Origin of the sequence: Enterobacter sp. 22466, assembly GCF_052044775.1 — a bacterium.
Taxonomy (GTDB): Bacteria; Pseudomonadota; Gammaproteobacteria; order Enterobacterales; family Enterobacteriaceae; genus Enterobacter; species Enterobacter dissolvens.
The window spans coordinates 107,645-125,941 of sequence record NZ_JBQENX010000007.1 but is presented as its reverse complement, the minus strand read 5'-3'; the positions used below and the strand labels follow the sequence as shown (position 1 = coordinate 125,941).

The window sequence follows — 18,297 nt, the reverse complement described above, 5'->3', positions numbered from 1 at the left end:
CTTAATAACCCTGGATAATTCCGAGTCTTAGGCCAGTTCCCCCTTTACCAGAGGCACAAAGCGCACGGCTTCTACGGTATCGATAATAAACTCGTCGCCACGTCGACGAACGCGCTTCAGCAGCTGCTGCTCATCGCCAACAGGCAGAACAAGAATGCCCCCCTCATCCAGCTGCGACAACAGGGCCGCAGGGATCTCAGGTGGAGCGGCCGTCACGATGATCGCGTCAAACGGGGCGCGAGCCTGCCAACCCTGCCATCCATCACCGTGTCGTGTCGAAACATTGTGTAAATCAAGTTGTTTCAGGCGACGACGCGCCTGCCACTGTAAACCTTTGATCCGCTCAACCGAGCACACATGATGCACCAGATGCGCCAGAATCGCAGTTTGATACCCGGACCCGGTGCCAATCTCCAGCACGCGGGAGTCGGGGGTGAGCTCCAGCAGCTCCGTCATGCGTGCCACCATGTAGGGCTGCGAAATCGTCTGGCCTTGCCCGATGGGCAACGCCACGTTCTCCCACGCTTTGTGTTCAAACGCCTCATCTACAAATTTCTCACGCGGAACCTGGGCGAGCGCATGCAGCACATGCTCGTCGCGGATCCCCTGTGCGCGAAGTTGTTCCAGAAGAGTTTGTACACGTTTGCTTACCATTGCGCGTTCACTCCTGCGCGATCAAGCCAGCCCGACACCACATCATGCGCGCTATACGCGGTTAAATCTACGTGCAGTGGCGTCACCGAGACATAGCCTTCATCCACGGCAGCAAAGTCGGTATCCGGCCCCGCATCGCACTTATCGCCAGGAGGGCCAATCCAGTAAAGCGTATTGCCGCGCGGATCCTGTTGCGGGATAACCTGATCGGCCGGATGACGGCTTCCGCAACGCGTGACGCGAATGCCCTTGATTTCATTCAGCGGGAGATCCGGCACGTTGATATTAAGAATACGCCCGGTGCGCAGCGGTTCACGGTTCAGCGCCCGCAGGATAGAACAGGTCACCACGGCTGCGGTGTCGTAGTGGGTGTGACCGTTTAGCGACACCGCCAGCGCCGGAAACCCAAGATGACGGCCTTCCATTGCGGCCGCCACGGTTCCGGAGTAGATCACGTCATCGCCAAGATTCGGCCCGGCGTTAATCCCGGAAACAACAATATCCGGGCGCGGGCGCATCAGCGCATTCACCCCCAGAAACACACAGTCCGTCGGCGTGCCCATCTGCACGGCAATATCGCCATTTTCAAAGGTAAAGGTGCGAAGCGACGACTCCAGCGTCAATGAGTTAGACGCTCCACTGCGGTTACGATCGGGAGCCACGACCTGCACATCCGCAAATTCGCGAAGGTGTTTCGCCAGCGTCTGAATGCCTGGCGCATGGATCCCGTCATCGTTACTCAGCAATATTCGCATAATCACCCGACGTGTTGATAAGTTCCCTGACAACACTGGTGGCAAAGCTACCTGCCGGTAGCCAGAAGCGTAACTCAACGGTTACGTCATCCCACCAGTTCCAGCTTAACTGCTGCGGGTAGAGCAACATCGCCCGGCGTGCTGCTTCGACTTTTTCCCGCACCAGCAATGATTGTAATTCTTGCGCTTCGGCAACGGCTGCCTGCTCCGCGGCCAGCGCGTCACCCTGCGTACCCCAGTCGCCCGTGCCAGGCAAGGCCGCGGTGATCATCAGCGTTTTGGCGTCCACACGCGACTGAACATCGGCCATTTCGTCAGCCGTTGCCACAAACCAGCTGCCGCGTCCCGCTAATTGTAGCGCATCGCCGACAACAACTTGATTCGCGTCCGGTTTTTTCAGCCGTTCGCTTACGATCTGATTAAACAACGCACTGCGGGCCGCCGACAACCAAAAACTGCGTTTATTCCTGTCACGCACCGGCGCATCGCTTTGCGCCCAGCGCAGTGCGCCCTGCAGGTTACTGCCGCCGATACCAAAGCGCTGCGCACCAAAGTAGTTCGGCACGCCGTGGTCATTAATGGCCTGCAGACGCTTTTCCACGTCGTCACGGTCGGTCACTTCACGCAACACCAGAGTAAAGTTGTTACCTTTCAACGCCCCCAGACGCAGTTTGCGCTTGTGGCGCGCGTACTCCAGCACCTTACAGCCCTCAAGCTCAAATTTGCTTAAATCAGGCATCGCATTACCGGGAACGCGCGCGCAAAGCCACTGTTCGGTGACCGCGTGTTTGTCTTTCTGTCCCGCGAAGCTCACTTCGCGGGCATGGATTTTGAGGAATTTCGCCAGCGCATCGGCCACAAAGCGGGTATTGCAGCCATTTTTGAGGATGCGCACCAGGATATGCTCGCCTTCGCCGTCCGGCTCAAAGCCCAAATCTTCCACGACCACGAAATCTTCGGGGCTGGCTTTCAGCAGACCACTCTCCTGCGGTTTACCGTGCCGGTAGGTCAGGTTGTCAAAATCGGTCATTTGCTCGCCTTCACCAGCAGCGCCACGGCTTCGCAGGCGATGCCTTCGCCGCGACCGGTAAAGCCCAGTTTCTCCGTGGTAGTCGCTTTGACGTTAACGTCATCCATATGGCAACCCAGATCTTCAGCGATAAATACGCGCATCTGAGGAATATGTGGCAGCATTTTGGGGGCCTGAGCGATGATCGTCACATCGACGTTACCCAGGGTGTAGCCCTTCGCCTGAATACGGCGCCAGGCTTCACGCAACAGCGCACGGCTGTCTGCCCCTTTAAACGCCGGATCGGTGTCCGGGAACAGCTTGCCGATATCGCCCAGCGCCGCAGCACCCAGTAAGGCGTCGGTTAAGGCGTGTAACGCCACGTCGCCATCAGAATGCGCCAGCAGCCCTTTTTCATACGGAATGCGCACGCCGCCAATGATAATTGGGCCAACGCCTCCAAAGGCGTGTACATCAAAACCGTGTCCAATTCGCATTATGCCTTCTCCTGATGGGTCGAACGGGTAAGATAAAATTCCGCGAGCTGTAAATCTTCCGGACGCGTCACTTTTATATTATCAGCGCGCCCTTCAACAAGCGTTGGGTGGAAACCGCAATACTCCAGCGCAGAGGCTTCGTCCGTTATGGTCGCACCTTCCGTAAGCGCGCGCGTTAAGCAGTCGTGGAGTAATTCACGGGGGAAAAATTGTGGCGTCAGCGCGTGCCATAAATCGACACGTTCAACGGTATGGGCGATAGCCTGTTTACCCGGCTCAGCGCGCTTCATGGTGTCGCGTACCGGGGCGGCCAGAATGCCACCGACTTTACTGGTTTCACTTAGCGCCAGCAGGCGCGCAAGATCGTCCTGATGCAGGCACGGGCGTGCAGCGTCGTGGACCAGCACCCATTGGGCATCGCCGGCGGCCTGGATGCCCGCCAGCACGGAATTGGCGCGCTCGGCGCCGCCATCAACGACGGTGATCTGCGGATGATGTGCCAGCGGTAACTGTGCGAATCGGGCATCGCCCGGACTGATAGCGATGATCACGCGCGTCACTCGGGGATGCGCCAGCAGCGCCGCCACAGCGTGTTCGAGGATCGTTTTATCGCCAATAGAGAGGTATTGCTTGGGACATTCTGTCTGCATGCGCCGGCCAAAACCCGCGGCCGGCACCACGGCGCATACGTCCGAAAAAGTCACTGCCATGTCGTAATCCTGGGCCTGATTATCGATTGTTCTGTGCTGAGCCCTGATTGCGTTTAGACGCATCCGGAACCAGACGATAAAAGGTTTCGCCCGGCTTAGTCATACTGAGTTCATTGCGTGCGCGTTCCTCAATCGCCTCTTGCCCGCCATTGAGGTCATCAATTTCAGCAAAGAGTTGATCGTTTCGCGCCTTAAGTTTGGCGTTTGTTGCCTGCTGAGCCGCGACGTCATCGCTTACCCGGCTATAGTCGTGCAGTCCGTTCTTACCGAACCACAGCGAATATTGCAGCCAGATCAGCAAAGCCAGCAACAGCAGCGTTAGTTTACCCATCCTGCCCCCTGAAAAACGGCATCTTCATCCCACAACGCCCCCGGCGCTCTATGCCGGAGTAACAGAGATGCCGCAACATCGCGGGCAAATGTACCACATTTTTTCCGCAGAATCGCCCTGCACAATATCGTCACACAGTTGGTTACGGTTTGAATTATGGCTGAAGTTAGCCCATGAGCCACAAAAATAACAGACCAAACATCAGGACCACCGTCACAATCGTGACAACGGTACTGTAAAGCAGTTTGCCGTTAAGCAGCGAATGCAGGGCAATGCCGACGACAACCGCCACGGGCATCAGCGCCAGGAAGAAGGGCCAGGTGTAGAGAAAGAAGAACAGCGTGTTACCGCCGTAGATGAGAAACGGGATGCCCAGCGCCAGCAACCACGAGACGAAGCCGACGAAGGCCCCGGGAAATGACCAGGTCGTCTCGTCGTCGGTCGCTATCGGATCCGACCCGGTGGTAATCATGTAGTTTTCACTGTTGCGCATAGCTAATCCTGTGACCGTGACTCATCGTTCGGGGAGACAGCTCCCGAACGATACCGTCTCAGGATCTGATAATATCGTCCCGTCTGAGCAGGTCTAATAATTGGCTTACTAAATTTGTTACCAATTGTTGACCTTCCAGGTGAATCTCAGGGGATTCAGGCGCTTCGTAGACCGAGTCGATGCCGGTGAAGTTTCGCAGTTCACCCGCGCGGGCTTTTTTATACAGCCCTTTCGGATCGCGCGCTTCACAGATTTCCAGCGGCGTATCGACAAACACCTCGATAAAACGATCCTGACCGACGCGCTCGCGCACCATCTGGCGCTCGGCGCGGTGAGGCGAGATAAACGCGGTCAGCACCACCAGCCCGGCATCCGCCATCAGGCTGGCGACTTCCCCAACCCGACGGATATTCTCTTTGCGATCCTCATCGCTGAAGCCCAAATCACTGCACAGGCCGTGACGCACGTTGTCGCCGTCCAGCAGGTAGGTGCTTACGCCCTGCTGATGCAATGCCTCTTCCAGCGCCCCCGCAACCGTCGATTTACCGGAGCCGGACAGCCCGGTAAACCACAGCACAACCCCACGGTGACCGTGGAGTTGCTCGCGCTGAGCGACGGTGACCGGATGAGGATGCCAGACGACGTTCTCATCATGGGCGGCCATTACTTGCCTCCCAGCAGATCGCGCGCACCCCAGTGCGGGAAGTGCTTACGCACCAGCGCATTCAGTTCAAGCTCAAAGGCGCTGAATTCCGACACCGCTGTCGCCTGTTGATTAGGCTCGCGCACCATGCCAGCACCGACGGTGACGTTGGTCAGGCGATCGATAAAGATAAGCCCTCCCGTTACCGGGTTTTGCTGGTATTTGTCCAGCACCAGCGGCTCGTCAAAGGTGAGATCCACCAGGCCGATACCGTTCAACGGCAACTCGCTCACTTCACGCTGGGTCAGATTATTGATGTCCACCTGGAACTGGATACCGTCCACGCGGGCGCGTGTTTTCTTACCGGCAATTTTGATGTCGTAGCTTTGACCTGCCGTCAGCGGCTGTTCAGCCATCCACACCACATCCACAGCAGCACCCTGCACCGCTGCCAGCGTTTCGTGCGCATCCACCAGCAGATCGCCGCGGCTGATATCAATCTCATCTTTCAGCACCAGCGTTACCGCTTCACCGGCGCCGGCTTCCTGCAGATCGCCATCAAAGGTGACGATACGGGCAATGGACGATTCCACACCGGACGGCAACACTTTGACGCGCTGCCCCACCGTGACGGAGCCCGAGGCGAGGGTGCCGGAGAAGCCGCGAAAATCGAGGTTCGGGCGGTTAACGTACTGCACCGGGAAGCGCATTGGCTGGGTATCCACCACGCGCTGAATTTCAACCGTTTCCAGCACTTCCAGCAGCGTCGGGCCGCTGTACCACGGCATGTTGGCGCTCTGGGAGGCGACGTTGTCCCCTTCCAGCGCGGAGAGCGGTACAAAGCGGATATCGAGGTTACCCGGTAGCTGTTCAGCAAAGGTCAGGTAGCTCTGGCGGATCTCCTCAAACGTCTCTTCGCTGAAGTTCACCAGATCCATTTTGTTCACCGCCACCACCAGGTGTTTGATCCCCAGCAGCGTGGAGATGAAGCTGTGACGACGGGTTTGATCCAGCACGCCTTTACGGGCATCGATGAGCAGGATCGCCAGCTCACAGGTTGATGCACCGGTGGCCATGTTGCGGGTGTACTGCTCATGCCCCGGCGTGTCGGCAATAATAAATTTGCGCTTCTCGGTGGAGAAATAGCGATACGCAACATCAATGGTGATGCCCTGCTCGCGCTCCGCCTGCAGGCCGTCCACCAGCAGCGCCAGGTCGAGCTTTTCGCCCTGGGTACCATGACGTTTGCTGTCGTTATGCAGGGAAGAGAGCTGGTCTTCATAGATCTGACGCGTGTCGTGCAGCAGACGACCAATCAGCGTGCTTTTACCGTCATCAACGCTACCGCAGGTCAGAAAGCGCAGCAGGCTCTTGTGTTGTTGCGCATGCAGGTATGCTTCTACGCCGCCTTCATTGGCAATTTGTTGGGCAATTGTGGTGTTCATGGCGGCTCCTTAGAAATAACCCTGACGTTTCTTCAGTTCCATCGAGCCTGCCTGGTCACGGTCAATGACGCGGCCCTGTCGCTCGCTGGTGGTCGATACCAGCATCTCTTCGATGATCTCTGGCAGCGTTTGCGCGTTGGACTCCACCGCGCCGGTCAGCGGCCAGCAGCCGAGAGTACGGAAACGCACCATCTGTTTTTTGATCACTTCCCCAGGCTGCAGGTCGATACGATCATCATCGATCATCATCAGCATGCCGTCGCGCTCCAGCACCGGGCGCTCAGCCGCCAGGTAAAGCGGAACGATTTCGATATTTTCCAGATAGATGTACTGCCAGATATCCAGCTCGGTCCAGTTGGAGAGCGGGAAGACGCGAATGCTTTCGCCTTTGTTGATCTGGCCGTTGTAGTTGTGCCACAGCTCGGGACGCTGGTTTTTCGGATCCCAGCGGTGGAAGCGGTCACGGAAGGAATAAATACGCTCTTTGGCGCGGGATTTCTCCTCGTCACGGCGCGCGCCGCCGAAAGCGGCGTCAAAACCGTACTTGTTTAGCGCCTGCTTCAGCCCTTCGGTTTTCATGATGTCGGTGTGTTTAGCGCTGCCGTGAACAAACGGGTTAATGCCCATCGCCACCCCTTCCGGGTTTTTATGCACCAGCAGCTCACAGCCGTAGGCTTTGGCGGTACGGTCGCGGAACTCGTACATCTCACGGAATTTCCAGCCGGTATCAACATGCAGCAGCGGGAACGGCAGCGTGCCCGGATAAAACGCTTTACGCGCCAGATGCAGCATCACGCTGGAATCTTTGCCGATGGAGTACATCATCACCGGGTTAGAGAACTCGGCGGCCACTTCGCGGATAATATGGATACTTTCCGCTTCGAGCTGTCGCAGGTGAGTAAGTCGTTTTTGGTCCATAACCGTTCCTTAAGCCAGATTCACCACAGAGGAGCCAAACCCCTCTGAGTCTGTTGTATGTTGAAACCAGGCGAGCGTGCTGTGCAGCTGTACCACTTCGCCCACCACGATAAGCGCGGGCATCGGGGCGTCTTTCGCCAGGATTGCAAGGTCTTGTAGCGTACCGGTCACCACACGCTGATCGACGCGGGTGCCGCGAGAAATGACAGCCACCGGCGTTGTCGCCTCGCGACCGTGCTGAATAAGTTGTTCACTGATATCCGCCGCCTTCATCGTGCCCATATAGATAGCCAGCGTCTGTCGGCTCTGTGCCAGATGCGACCAGTCAAACGGCGTGCTGTCGGCCTTATAATGGCCAGTCACAAAGGTCACGCTCTGGGCGTAATCGCGGTGCGTAAGCGGAATACCGGCATAGGCCGTTACCGCGGAGGCCGCCGTAATGCCCGGTACCACCTGGAACGGCACGCCCGCTTCGGCGGCCGCCTGCAGCTCTTCGCCACCGCGACCAAAGATGAACGGATCGCCCCCTTTCAGGCGCACCACGGTTTTACCCGCTTTTGCCGCGGCAACCAGCATCTGATTGGTGTCGTGCTGCGGTACCGAGTGCTCGCCTGCGCGTTTACCCACGCAGATTTGCTCGGCATCGCGACGGATTAGCTCGCGCACGCCATCGGTGACCAGATGGTCATAGAACACCACATCCGCATCCTGTAGCACCTGCAGGCCGCGTAAGGTCAGTAACCCGGCATCACCCGGCCCGGCACCCACCAGAATGATCTCCCCGCCCGTGCTGCCGGGATTATCCAGTTCGTCTTCCAGGAGCTGCTGCGCCGCCGTTTCATTACCGGCATGCATCAGGCTGGCAAAGCGGCCACGGAATACCCGCTCCCAGAAGCGACGGCGCTCCGTTACGCTGGTCAGGCGGGTTTTCAGATGGTTGCGCCAGTAGCTCGCTTTCTCTGCCATACGGCCGAGACTGGTGGGTAACAGCGCTTCGATCTTTTCACGCAGCACGCGCGCCAGCACCGGCGCGGTACCGCCGGAGGAGATCGCCACCAATAGAGGCGAACGATCGACAATCGACGGGAAGATAAACGAACACAGCGGCTGATCGTCCACGACGTTCACCAGCCGGTGACGTGCCTGAGCCGCGTCGGAAATCCGGCGGTTGAGTGCGCTGTCTTCCGTTGCCGCAATCACCAGCACGACGCTGTCGATTTGTGACTCGTCGAACTCCGCCTCGTCCACGACCCGCACTTGCGCCCCTGCACGCTCAAGAAACGCGATTTTGCGATCGGCGATCTCACCCGTTCCGACAACCAGTACGGGTCTCTCTTTTATCGCGGCAAACAGGGGCAGATAGTCCACAAACGCACACTCACTCAAAATCAGGAATAGTGGGACTATAGGGGGCGGTTTAGACCGAATGAAATTACGAATTGGAATGAGTAGTTACTCAATGGAATAACGCTCTGGAAAAGCAAATATCAAAAAGTGCTTAACACGCGAAATTTCGGGCATTTAAGAGCAATTCAAATTGTGTCCAGGCGATCACAGTTTCATACTAAGCGGGTTAAAATTTTGCTCTGTTTTTAAGGACTCACTATGTTTTCCGCAACGCGCCACCGTATTGCAGCCCTGGCGCTCGGCGTTTGCTTTATCCTTCCGGCTCAGGCAAAAAATCAACCGTATGGTGAAATCGCCAATATGCAGGCGCGGCATATTGCCACCGTTTTTCCCGGCCGCATGACCGGCTCACCCGCGGAAATGCTCTCCGCTGACTATCTTCGCCAGCAGTTTGCCGATATGGGCTACCAGAGCGATATCCGGTCGTTTCACAGCCGCTACATCTATACCTCACGCAATAAAACCAAAAACTGGCATAACGTGACCGGCAGTACGGTGATTGCGGCACACGAAGGTAGCTCGGCTGAGCAGATCATTATTATGGCGCACCTGGACACCTACGCCCCCTTGAGTGACGCCGATACCGATAACAATCTGGGTGGGCTGACGCTGCAGGGCCTGGACGATAACGCGGCAGGTCTCGGTGTGATGCTTGAACTGGCCGAGCGAATGAAAGACATCCCGACAAAATACGGTATTCGCTTTGTGGCCACCAGCGGTGAAGAGGAAGGCAAACTCGGCGCTGAGAATCTCCTTAAGCGCATGAGCGCGGAGGAGAAGAAAAATACGCTGCTGGTGATTAACCTCGATAATTTAATCGTTGGCGATAAGCTCTATTTTAATAGCGGACAGAGTACGCCGGGTACCGTGCGTAAACTGACCCGTGACCGTGCGCTGGCGATTGCGCGCAGCCATGGTGTCTATGCCACAACCAATCCGGGTGGCAATCCTGCTTATCCGCGCGGAACGGGCTGCTGTAACGACGGCGAAGTGTTCGATAAAGCGGGTATTCCGGTATTGTACGTCGAAGCCACAAACTGGGCGCTGGGCAAGAAAGATGGCTATCAGCAGCGGACGAAAACGAAAGCCTTTCCAGACGGCACGAGCTGGCATAACGTGATGCTGGATAATCAGCAGCACATTGATAGCGCATTACCGCAGCGGATTGAGCATCGCAGCCGCGATGTGGTGAAAGTGATGCTGCCGCTGGTGAAGGAGCTGGCGAAAGCGGGGAAAGCTTGACGTCGTGCGGCCTGATGCCCTCACCACAACCCTCTCCCTCAAGGGAGAGGGGGTCCTCCGTGCAGGCATTATTTTGTGGAGAACCCTCAGCCCACCGGGAGAGGGAGGAAAAATCATTACCCTTCGTGCAACCCGCACTCGCGCTTCAGCCCAAAGAATCGCGTCTCTTCTTCCGCCATTCCCGGTTCCCATTTGCGCGTGGTATGGGTATCCCCCACTGACAGATAACCCTGGTCCCACAGCGGATGGTATTTCAGTCCGTGTTTTTGCAGGTACTGGTACACCGTCCGGTTATCCCAGTCGATGATCGGCAGCACTTTAAACACGCCGCGCTGCACGGCCAGCACCGGAAGCGTGGCCCGGCTGCCGGACTGTTCGCGGCGAAGACCGGCAAACCAGGTCTGCGCGTTCAGCTCTTTCAGCGCACGGTTCATCGGCTCGACTTTGTTGATCTCATTGTATTTCTCAATGCCCTCAACGCCCTGCTCCCACAGTTTGCCGTAGCGCGCCTCCTGCCAGGCCGCGCTCTGCTCTGCGCGATACACTTTCAGGTTCAGCTTAAGCTTGTCCGTCAGCTCATCGATAAACTGGTAGGTTTCCGGGAACAGATAGCCGGTATCGGTGAGGATCACCGGAATATCCGGGCGGACCTGATTCACCAGATGCAAACTGACCGCCGCCTGAATGCCAAAGCTCGACGAGAGCACGTAGTCACCCGGCAGATTTTCCAGCGCCCACGCCACGCGCCCTTCGGCGTCGAGCTTTTCCAGCCGGGCGTTAGTTTCTGCGAGCGCCAGAATACGTTCGACTTTTGGCAATGCGTTAAGCGCGTTTAGATCGAGTACGGACATAATTACCTCTCGTGGTTACTCCCAGAAATCCCTTGCGGGATCGAGCACCGGGCGAATAATGCCCGCACGCACCGTAAAGTCGCCGAAGCCTTCACCCGCTTCGCGCTCTTTCGCCCAGCGCCCGACAAGCTCGTCGATGGAATCGAGAATTTCTGGCTCAGTGATGTTCTCGCGGAACATACGCGGAATACGTGTACCGATACGGTTGCCGCCCAGATGCAGGTTATAGCGACCCGGCGCTTTCCCCACCAGTCCCAGTTCGGCCAGCATCGCGCGGCCGCAGCCGTTCGGACAACCGGTAACACGCATAACAATATGCTCGTCCGGAATGCCATGTTTTTCCAGGATCGCTTCCACCTTATCGGTGAAGGACGGCAGGAAACGTTCCGCTTCCGCCATCGCCAGCGGACAGGTCGGGAACGACACGCAGGCCATGGAGTTTTCACGCTGCGGCTTCACCGCATTCATCAGCCCATGGTCACGCGCCAGTTTCTCGATCTTCGCCTTCTGGCTCTCCGGCACGCCGGCAATAATCAGGTTCTGGTTGGCGGTAATGCGGAACTCACCTTTATGGATCTTCGCGATTTCCAGCAGACCGGTTTTCAGCGGACGCCCCGGATAATCCAGAATACGCCCGTTTTCAATAAACAGCGTCAGGTGCCATTTATTGTCGATGCCTTTGACCCAGCCGATACGATCGCCGCGACCGGTGAATTCATAAGGACGGATCGGCTCAAATTTGATCCCCGCGCGACGCTCCACTTCCTCTTTGAACGTGTCAACGCCCACGCGCTCCAGGGTGTATTTAGTTTTCGCGTTTTTACGGTCGGTACGGTTGCCCCAGTCGCGCTGGGTGGTAACCACCGCTTCCGCCACGGCCAGCGTGTGCTCCAGCGGCAGGAATCCGAACTCGCTCGCGGTGCGGGCATAGGTCTTCTTGTTACCGTGTTCAATGGACAGACCGCCACCCACCAGCAGGTTAAAGCCCACCAGCTTGCCGTTTTCGGCAATCGCCACAAAGTTCATGTCGTTGGCGTGCAGATCGATGTCGTTCTGCGGTGGGATCACTACCGTGGTTTTGAACTTACGCGGCAGATAGGTCTGACCGAGGATCGGCTCTTCATCCGTGGTGGCCACTTTTTCCTGATCGAGCCAGATCTCCGCATAGGCGCGGGTACGCGGCAGCAGGTGCTCAGAGATCTTCTTCGCCCACTCATAGGCTTCAGCGTGCAGCTCAGACTCATACGGGTTAGAGGTGCAGAGCACGTTACGGTTCATGTCGTTGGCCGTCGCCAGCGCGTCCAGCCCGACGGAGTGGAGCATCTGGTGTACCGGCTTCACGTTCTTCTTCAGAATACCGTGGAACTGGAAGGTCTGACGGTTGGTCAGACGGATGCTGCCGTAAATCGTGTTTTCGCCGGCAAATTTATCAATCGCCTGCCACTGTTTGGTGGTGATCACCCCGCCCGGCAGGCGGCAGCGCAGCAGCATCGCGTGACGCGGCTCCAGCTTCTGTTCAGCACGCTCGGCGCGGATATCGCGATCGTCCTGCTGATACATACCGTGGAAACGGATCAGCAGAAAGTTGTCGCCTTTGAAACCGCCGGTGAGACCGTCATTCAGATCTTCAGCAATGGTGCCGCGCAGATAGTTGCTTTCCAGCTTCATGCGCTCGGCGTCGGTCAGTTTACCTTCGACCACCAGGGGTCCTGGATGTTTTTCGCTCATTAGTAGACATCTCGCTGATAACGGCGCTCAACGCGCAGCTCACTTAAAAATTCATCCGCCGCTTCGGCATCCATACCGCCGAATTCGGCAATCACTTCCAGCAATGTCTGCTCAACGTCTTTCGCCATGCGATTGGCGTCGCCGCAGACATAAATGTGGGCACCGTCATTGATCCAGCGCCACAGCTCTGCGCCCTGTTCGCGCAGTTTGTCTTGTACGTATACTTTTTCTTTCTGATCGCGCGACCAGGCCAGATCGATGCGGGTCAGCACCCCTTCTTTCACGTAGCGCTGCCACTCAACCTGGTAGAGGAAATCTTCGGTAAAGTGCGGGTTGCCGAAGAACAGCCAGTTTTTGCCCGGAGCCTCGTCCGCCGCACGCTGCTGCATAAAGGCGCGGAACGGCGCAATGCCGGTGCCCGGACCAATCATAATCACCGGTGTTTCCAGGTTCGCCGGCAGACGGAAGTTGTCGTTGTGCTCGATAAAGACGCGCACTTCACCCTCTTCCTCCACGCGGTCAGCCAGGAAACCTGACGCACCACCCGTACGCGGGCGGCCTTCGATGTCGTAGCGCACCACCCCCACGGTGATATGGACTTCGCTCTCGACTTCAGCCTGCGACGACGCAATGGAGTACAGGCGCGGCGTCAGCGGACGCAGCAGGCCGATCAGCGCATCAGCATCCAGCTGTGCCGGAGAGAAACGCACCATATCGACAATTGGCGTGGTTGCCGCGTAATGCTGCAGCTTCGCCTTATCACCAACTAACGGCAGCAGCGATTCGCTACGCGTTAAGGTGGCATAGTTCTCAACGATATTGGCGGTATTCACCGTCAGCTCGAAGTGCCACTGCAGCGCTTCAGAGAGCGGCTGCGTTTTGCCTTCGACGGTGACAGGCTCGTCGCCTTTCAGCCACAGCAGTTCAACCAGCTCCTTGACCAGCGCCGGATCGTTTTGATACCAGACACCTAACGCATCGCCCGGCTGATAGCGCAGACCGGAGTCGCCCAGATCGATTTCGATATGGCGTACATCTTTTTCAGAGTCGCGGCCGGTAATTTTTTGATTAACCGACAGGCTTGCTGCCAGCGGTGCCTCTTTGGTGTACGGGCTGGTGTGGATCTCGTTGACCACGCCGGTCGCGGTGATCGCAGCCTGCGCTGGCGTCTCTTTCGGTACGCGTGCTTTCAGCACGTCAACAATGCGCGCACGCCATTCGGCAGCGGCAGTCTGGTATTCCACATCCGCATCAACGCGGTCCAGCAGACGCTCTGCGCCCAGCTCCGCCAGTTTGCTGTCGAAATCTTTACCGGACTGGCAGAAGAATTCATAAGAGGTATCGCCCAGGCCGAACACGGCAAACGCAGTGCCATCGAGTCTGGGCGCTTTTTTCGAGAACAGGAATTTATGCAGCGCGACCGCCTCTTCAGCGGGTTCACCCTCGCCCTGTGTTGAGGCCACAACCACCAGCAGTTTTTCTGACGCGATCTGTTTGAATTTATAATCCCCGGCGTTCATCAGGTTCACGTTCAGTTTGGCGGCCAGCAGGTCGTCACGCAGCGCTTCTGCCACGCGGCGGGCATTGCCCGTCTGGGAAGCGGAGATAAGCGTAATGGCAGGAATTTCTACCGCCGTTGCCGGAGCCGCAGCCACAGCGCCAGGCTGCTGGTTGAGCATTCCCCAGAAATAGCCGGAGACCCAGGCAAGCTGGGTGGGAGAAAAATCAGAGGTGGCAGCCTGAAGGCGCGCCAGTTGCTCCGGGTTCAGGGGAAGCAAATTTGAAGGTGGGGCCTGTGTTGTCATGCGTCGTTATGTTCCAGTAGCCAAGCGGACTTTAAGCGAATAAATCCAAACTGAAGATAAGGTTAACGGCGAGGATAATAACAATTAAAGAAGGGATGGAAATAATAAATAACCAAATGGACTAACCTGTTTTAGTTATCGTTCTTAACGGTAAAAGCGATAAATTAAGCCACTGTAATCTAAAGATAAAAACGGCATCAACGCGCCATTTTTGCCGGAGTGAAGGTAAAGGCCGTTTTAGTTAATGCTAAAAATTGTGCTTTCCGGTACTATGCGGCGGTTTTTTCCGCATTACTGAGAGCGATCATGTCCACCACACTGTTTAAAGATTTCACCTTCGAAGCCGCCCACCACCTTCCGCATGTTCCTGAGGGGCATAAATGCGGCCGTCTGCACGGGCATTCGTTTATGGTGCGTCTTGAGATCACCGGTGAAGTTGATCCGCATACCGGTTGGATCATGGACTTTGCTGAGCTGAAGGCAGCATTTAAGCCAACGTACGATCGTCTGGATCACTATTACCTGAACGATATCCCGGGACTTGAAAACCCGACCAGCGAAGTGCTGGCAAAATGGATTTGGGATCAGATGAAACCGCTGGTGCCACTGCTGAGCGCAGTGATGATCAAAGAGACCTGCACGGCAGGCTGCGTGTATCGCGGCGAGTAATGCTTGCCGGGTGTCGGCTTCGCCTTACCCGGCTGACAAAAGCCTCGAACCGTAGGCCCGGTAAGCGCGAGCGCCACCGGGCTTTTTTCAGGCAATATTCAGGTATTTGTGCGTCTGCATCGACAGGCGCCAGTTACGCGCGATACAGGTTTCAATGCACAGGCGCGTGGCGTCTTCTTTCTGGCTAATCGGCTGCAGCGCAATCACGCGCTGTTTTTCATCGGTCAGCGTGGCCAGCAGTTCATCCAGCGCTTCGATATCCCGCACTCGCCCTACCGGGTGTTTAATCTCATCAGCACGTTCCAGCGCCTGAGAAAGGACGTCGTAGCCGCCGCGCATGTTCACTTTAGGCGATACCGTCACCCAGGTGGTGTGGGAGCAGCGCACTTCATGGGTGCCGCTGGTCTCAATCTGGCAGCTGTAGCCGTTCTTTTCGAGCAGTTCGGTCAGCGGCGTCAGATCGTGGATGCAGGGTTCGCCCCCGGTGATCACCACGTGGCGCGCCGTCCAGCCCTGGCGACCAATAATGGCCAGCAGATCTTCCGCACTGGCTGCGCCCCACTTATCGCTCTCTTTGGTTTTCGCCAGAACACTGAACAGTGACACTTCCCGATCTGCGAGTTTATCCCACGTATGTTTGGTATCACACCAGGCACAGCCAACCGGGCATCCCTGTAAACGAATAAAAATAGCGGGAACGCCGGTAAAGTAACCCTCGCCTTGCAGGGTCTGGAACATCTCGTTAATCGGGTACTGCATAGTCATCTCAGTTAAGGGGATAAACGATAAGTATCGCAGATCCCCGTGAGATGGTCATGCTCGATCGGTGCTTTGCGCGTCAATTGCCGCCATAAAACGCCCGGTAATCTGCTGCGGGCGGGTGATTGCCCCACCCACCACCACCATGTGCGCCCCCAACGCCAGACATCTGGCGGCGCGTTCCGGGGTGTCCACGTTACCTTCGGCCACCACCGGTACCGTGACGGCTGCCAGTACCGCTTTCAGAAACTGACAGTCATCCTCGGGTAAGGCGTGTCCGGCGGTCTGCGCGGTATAGCCGTAAAGCGTGGTCCCGACACAATCAAATCCCAGCGCCTGCGCAGTGACGGCCTCATCAACAGTGGCTATATCAGCCATAAGCAGCACCGAGGGGTAACGGGTCCGAATGCGCGATACCAGCGTTGCCAGAGACTCCCCGCCAGGCCGCGCCCTGTTGGTCGCATCAAGCGCAATGATTTCCGGGGAGACGGTCATCAGTTCATCCACCTCTTTCATCGTCGCGGTGATAAACACCGCGCTGCCGGGATACTCCCGCTTGATGATGCCGATAACCGGCAGCGTGACCTGCTCTTTTATCGCCTCGATATCCACCACGCTGTTGGCACGGATGGCCGCGGCCCCTCCTTGCTGTGCGGCCAGCGCCATCCGCGACATAATAAACGGGCTATGCAGCGGTTCATTCTCCAGCGCCTGACAGGAGACGACCAGTTTTCCCTTCAGGGTATCCAGTACAGTTTTCATTACGATAAGATCTCTTCCACTTCGTTTTTGATAATCGTGACATGCGGGCCATAAATGACCTGAACGCCGTTCCCGCGCACAATCACGCCGCGCGCGCCGGTGGCTTTCAGCGCCGCGTCATTCACTTTGCTGCCGTCTTTGACCGTGACGCGCAGACGCGTGGCGCAGCAGTCCACTTCTTCCAGATTGCCTTTTCCGCCCAGTCCCGCGATCACTGCCGCTGCGCGCTCGCTCTGCGCAAAGGTCGCTTCATTGGCCATCGGCTCTTTTTCCCGACCCGGCGTGGCAAAATCAAAGCGATTAATCAGATAGCGGAACGTGAAGTAGTAGAGGAAGAACCACGGTACGCCCACCAGCGGCACTAACATCCAGTGGGTTTTGGCCTCCCCCTGCAAAATGCCGAACAGCACGAAGTCGATAAAACCACCGGAGAAGGTCTGCCCAATGGTGATGTGTAAAATATGCGCGAGCATAAACGCCAGCCCGTCGAAAATCGCGTGAATGACGTACAGCACCGGCGCGACAAACAGGAAGGAGAACTCGATGGGCTCGGTGATCCCCGTAAGGAAGGAGGTTAATGCCGCTGAAAGCAGCAAGCCCGCGACGCGTTTTTTGTTCTCCGGTTTAGCCGTGTGATACATCGCAAGGCAGGCCCCGAGCAAACCAAACATCATTGTGATAAAGCGCCCGGACATGAAACGCGACGTCCCTTCATAAAACTGGCGCGTCGAGGGATCGGCCAGCTGGGCAAAGAAGATCCGCTGCGTGCCTTCAACCAGTTGCCCGTTGACGATCTCGCTGCCGCCAAGCGCGGTGGTCCAGAACGGAAGATAGAAGATATGGTGTAAACCGAACGGGCCCAGCATGCGCAAAATGAAGCCGTACAGCAGTGTTCCCAGATAACCGGTCGCATCCACCAGCCCGCCCAGACCAAAGATCAGCTTCTGGAAATGTGGCCAGACTACGGTCATTAAGGCTCCGACCAGGATCGCAGCCAGGGAGCTGATAATCGGCACAAAGCGTGAGCCGCCAAAGAATCCCAGGAATTGTGGCAGCGCAATTTTATTAAACCGATGATGCAGCGCGCAGGTCACAAGACCAATGACCACCCCACCAAATACGCCGGTCTCCAGCGTCTGGATCCCCAGCGTCATGCCTTGCCCGACCGCCCCCGGATTCTCGTGCGCCAGTTTTCCGGTGAGGATCAGCAGTGCGTTAATAGTGGCATTCATGACCAGAAACGCGAGTAACGCCGCCAGCCCTGCCGTACCTTTATCATTTTTTGCCAGCCCGACGGCGACCCCAACGGCAAACAGCACCGACAGATTCGCGAATACAATCGAACCGGCACTGCTCATGATGGTGAAAATAGCCTGTAACCAGCCCACATCTAAAAACGGATATGCCGTAAGCGTATTGGGATTCGATAACGCGCCGCCAATCCCCAGCAGCAGACCCGCCGCAGGCAACACGGCGATGGGCAACATAAAGGATTTGCCAAAGCGCTGCGCTTTTTCAAACCATCCGCCGGACGAAGCACCACTGAACATTTGCATCATTTTTTCATCCTCTCTGTTAACGATGAAAATTTTTACCATAATTATTGTTTTTAGTGAAAA

At 56.8% G+C, this 18,297-nt stretch carries 19 protein-coding genes; 2 read left to right on the top strand and 17 right to left on the bottom strand.

What is annotated here, in order from left to right:
- Positions 1–27: 27 nt before the first annotated feature.
- From ACTJJI_RS18055 to cysG, 11 genes are all read right to left on the bottom strand, one after another.
- On the bottom strand, positions 28–654 hold the full coding sequence (locus tag ACTJJI_RS18055; protein ID WP_014833078.1) for a protein-L-isoaspartate(D-aspartate) O-methyltransferase: 627 nt from the start codon (positions 652–654) through the stop codon (positions 28–30).
- Complete coding sequence (gene surE, locus ACTJJI_RS18050) at positions 648–1,409, bottom strand: 5'/3'-nucleotidase SurE (RefSeq protein ID WP_014833079.1); 762 nt, start codon at positions 1,407–1,409, stop codon at positions 648–650. Before surE ends, ACTJJI_RS18055 begins: the two co-directional genes overlap by 7 nt.
- Entirely contained in the window at positions 1,390–2,439 is a 1,050-nt protein-coding gene (gene truD / locus ACTJJI_RS18045) for a tRNA pseudouridine(13) synthase TruD (protein ID WP_440655060.1), read from the bottom strand. Before truD ends, surE begins: the two co-directional genes overlap by 20 nt.
- A complete protein-coding gene (gene ispF / locus ACTJJI_RS18040) occupies positions 2,436–2,915 on the bottom strand; it encodes a 2-C-methyl-D-erythritol 2,4-cyclodiphosphate synthase (protein ID WP_013098499.1) in 480 nt (159 codons plus the stop codon). Before ispF ends, truD begins: the two co-directional genes overlap by 4 nt.
- The gene (gene ispD / locus ACTJJI_RS18035; protein WP_063426794.1) at positions 2,915–3,625 is read right to left on the bottom strand and encodes a 2-C-methyl-D-erythritol 4-phosphate cytidylyltransferase; all 711 of its coding nucleotides are present in this window, start codon (positions 3,623–3,625) and stop codon (positions 2,915–2,917) included. Before ispD ends, ispF begins: the two co-directional genes overlap by 1 nt.
- 19 nt (positions 3,626–3,644) lie before the next feature.
- A complete protein-coding gene (ftsB, locus tag ACTJJI_RS18030) occupies positions 3,645–3,956 on the bottom strand; it encodes a cell division protein FtsB (RefSeq protein ID WP_008499609.1) in 312 nt (103 codons plus the stop codon).
- Positions 3,957–4,122: 166 nt separating this feature from the next.
- A complete protein-coding gene (locus ACTJJI_RS18025) occupies positions 4,123–4,449 on the bottom strand; it encodes a DUF3561 family protein (RefSeq protein WP_013098502.1) in 327 nt (108 codons plus the stop codon).
- Positions 4,450–4,507: 58 nt separating this feature from the next.
- Positions 4,508–5,113 carry an adenylyl-sulfate kinase gene (gene cysC, locus ACTJJI_RS18020; protein WP_013098503.1) on the bottom strand — a complete coding sequence of 202 codons (606 nt, stop codon included), beginning with the start codon at positions 5,111–5,113 and terminating at the stop codon, positions 4,508–4,510.
- Complete coding sequence (gene cysN / locus ACTJJI_RS18015) at positions 5,113–6,537, bottom strand: sulfate adenylyltransferase subunit CysN (protein WP_014833082.1); 1,425 nt, start codon at positions 6,535–6,537, stop codon at positions 5,113–5,115. Before cysN ends, cysC begins: the two co-directional genes overlap by 1 nt.
- A gap of 9 nt (positions 6,538–6,546) precedes the next feature.
- Positions 6,547–7,455: a sulfate adenylyltransferase subunit CysD gene (gene cysD / locus ACTJJI_RS18010; RefSeq protein WP_008499613.1), complete on the bottom strand. Its 909-nt coding sequence runs from the start codon at positions 7,453–7,455 to the stop codon at positions 6,547–6,549.
- Between the two features lie 9 nt (positions 7,456–7,464).
- A complete protein-coding gene (cysG, locus tag ACTJJI_RS18005; RefSeq protein WP_172666385.1) occupies positions 7,465–8,814 on the bottom strand; it encodes a siroheme synthase CysG in 1,350 nt (449 codons plus the stop codon).
- 246 nt (positions 8,815–9,060) lie between these two features.
- On the opposite strand from cysG, the gene ACTJJI_RS18000 reads away from it, so the two are divergent.
- Positions 9,061–10,104: an aminopeptidase gene (locus ACTJJI_RS18000; protein ID WP_440655056.1), complete on the top strand. Its 1,044-nt coding sequence runs from the start codon at positions 9,061–9,063 to the stop codon at positions 10,102–10,104.
- Positions 10,105–10,220: 116 nt separating this feature from the next.
- Here ACTJJI_RS18000 and cysH read toward each other — a convergent pair whose 3' ends face one another.
- Genes cysH through cysJ form a run of 3 tightly spaced genes read right to left on the bottom strand, consistent with a single transcriptional unit; the run spans position 10,221 to position 14,488 of the window.
- Positions 10,221–10,955: a phosphoadenosine phosphosulfate reductase gene (gene cysH / locus ACTJJI_RS17995; protein ID WP_047361421.1), complete on the bottom strand. Its 735-nt coding sequence runs from the start codon at positions 10,953–10,955 to the stop codon at positions 10,221–10,223.
- A 15-nt stretch (positions 10,956–10,970) separates the two neighbouring features.
- Positions 10,971–12,683: an assimilatory sulfite reductase (NADPH) hemoprotein subunit gene (cysI, locus tag ACTJJI_RS17990; protein WP_014833086.1), complete on the bottom strand. Its 1,713-nt coding sequence runs from the start codon at positions 12,681–12,683 to the stop codon at positions 10,971–10,973.
- Positions 12,683–14,488: an NADPH-dependent assimilatory sulfite reductase flavoprotein subunit gene (gene cysJ / locus ACTJJI_RS17985; RefSeq protein ID WP_440655053.1), complete on the bottom strand. Its 1,806-nt coding sequence runs from the start codon at positions 14,486–14,488 to the stop codon at positions 12,683–12,685. Before cysJ ends, cysI begins: the two co-directional genes overlap by 1 nt.
- A 306-nt stretch (positions 14,489–14,794) precedes the next feature.
- Here cysJ and queD point away from each other — a divergent pair, with 306 nt between their 5' ends.
- Complete coding sequence (gene queD, locus ACTJJI_RS17980) at positions 14,795–15,157, top strand: 6-carboxytetrahydropterin synthase QueD (protein ID WP_010434567.1); 363 nt, start codon at positions 14,795–14,797, stop codon at positions 15,155–15,157.
- A gap of 87 nt (positions 15,158–15,244) precedes the next feature.
- Here the strand turns inward: queD and queE are convergent, their stop codons facing one another.
- The 3 genes from queE to ACTJJI_RS17965 are packed head-to-tail and all read right to left on the bottom strand — an operon-like array spanning position 15,245 to position 18,237.
- A complete protein-coding gene (gene queE, locus ACTJJI_RS17975; RefSeq protein ID WP_014833088.1) occupies positions 15,245–15,916 on the bottom strand; it encodes a 7-carboxy-7-deazaguanine synthase QueE in 672 nt (223 codons plus the stop codon).
- A 54-nt stretch (positions 15,917–15,970) separates the two neighbouring features.
- Complete coding sequence (locus ACTJJI_RS17970; RefSeq protein ID WP_083020719.1) at positions 15,971–16,678, bottom strand: N-acetylmannosamine-6-phosphate 2-epimerase; 708 nt, start codon at positions 16,676–16,678, stop codon at positions 15,971–15,973.
- Positions 16,678–18,237, bottom strand: a complete 1,560-nt coding sequence (locus ACTJJI_RS17965; RefSeq protein ID WP_014833090.1) for a maltose/glucose-specific PTS transporter subunit IIC — start codon at positions 18,235–18,237, stop codon at positions 16,678–16,680. The genes ACTJJI_RS17970 and ACTJJI_RS17965 overlap by 1 nt, the downstream gene beginning before the upstream one ends.
- Between the last annotated feature and the right edge of the window lie 60 nt (positions 18,238–18,297).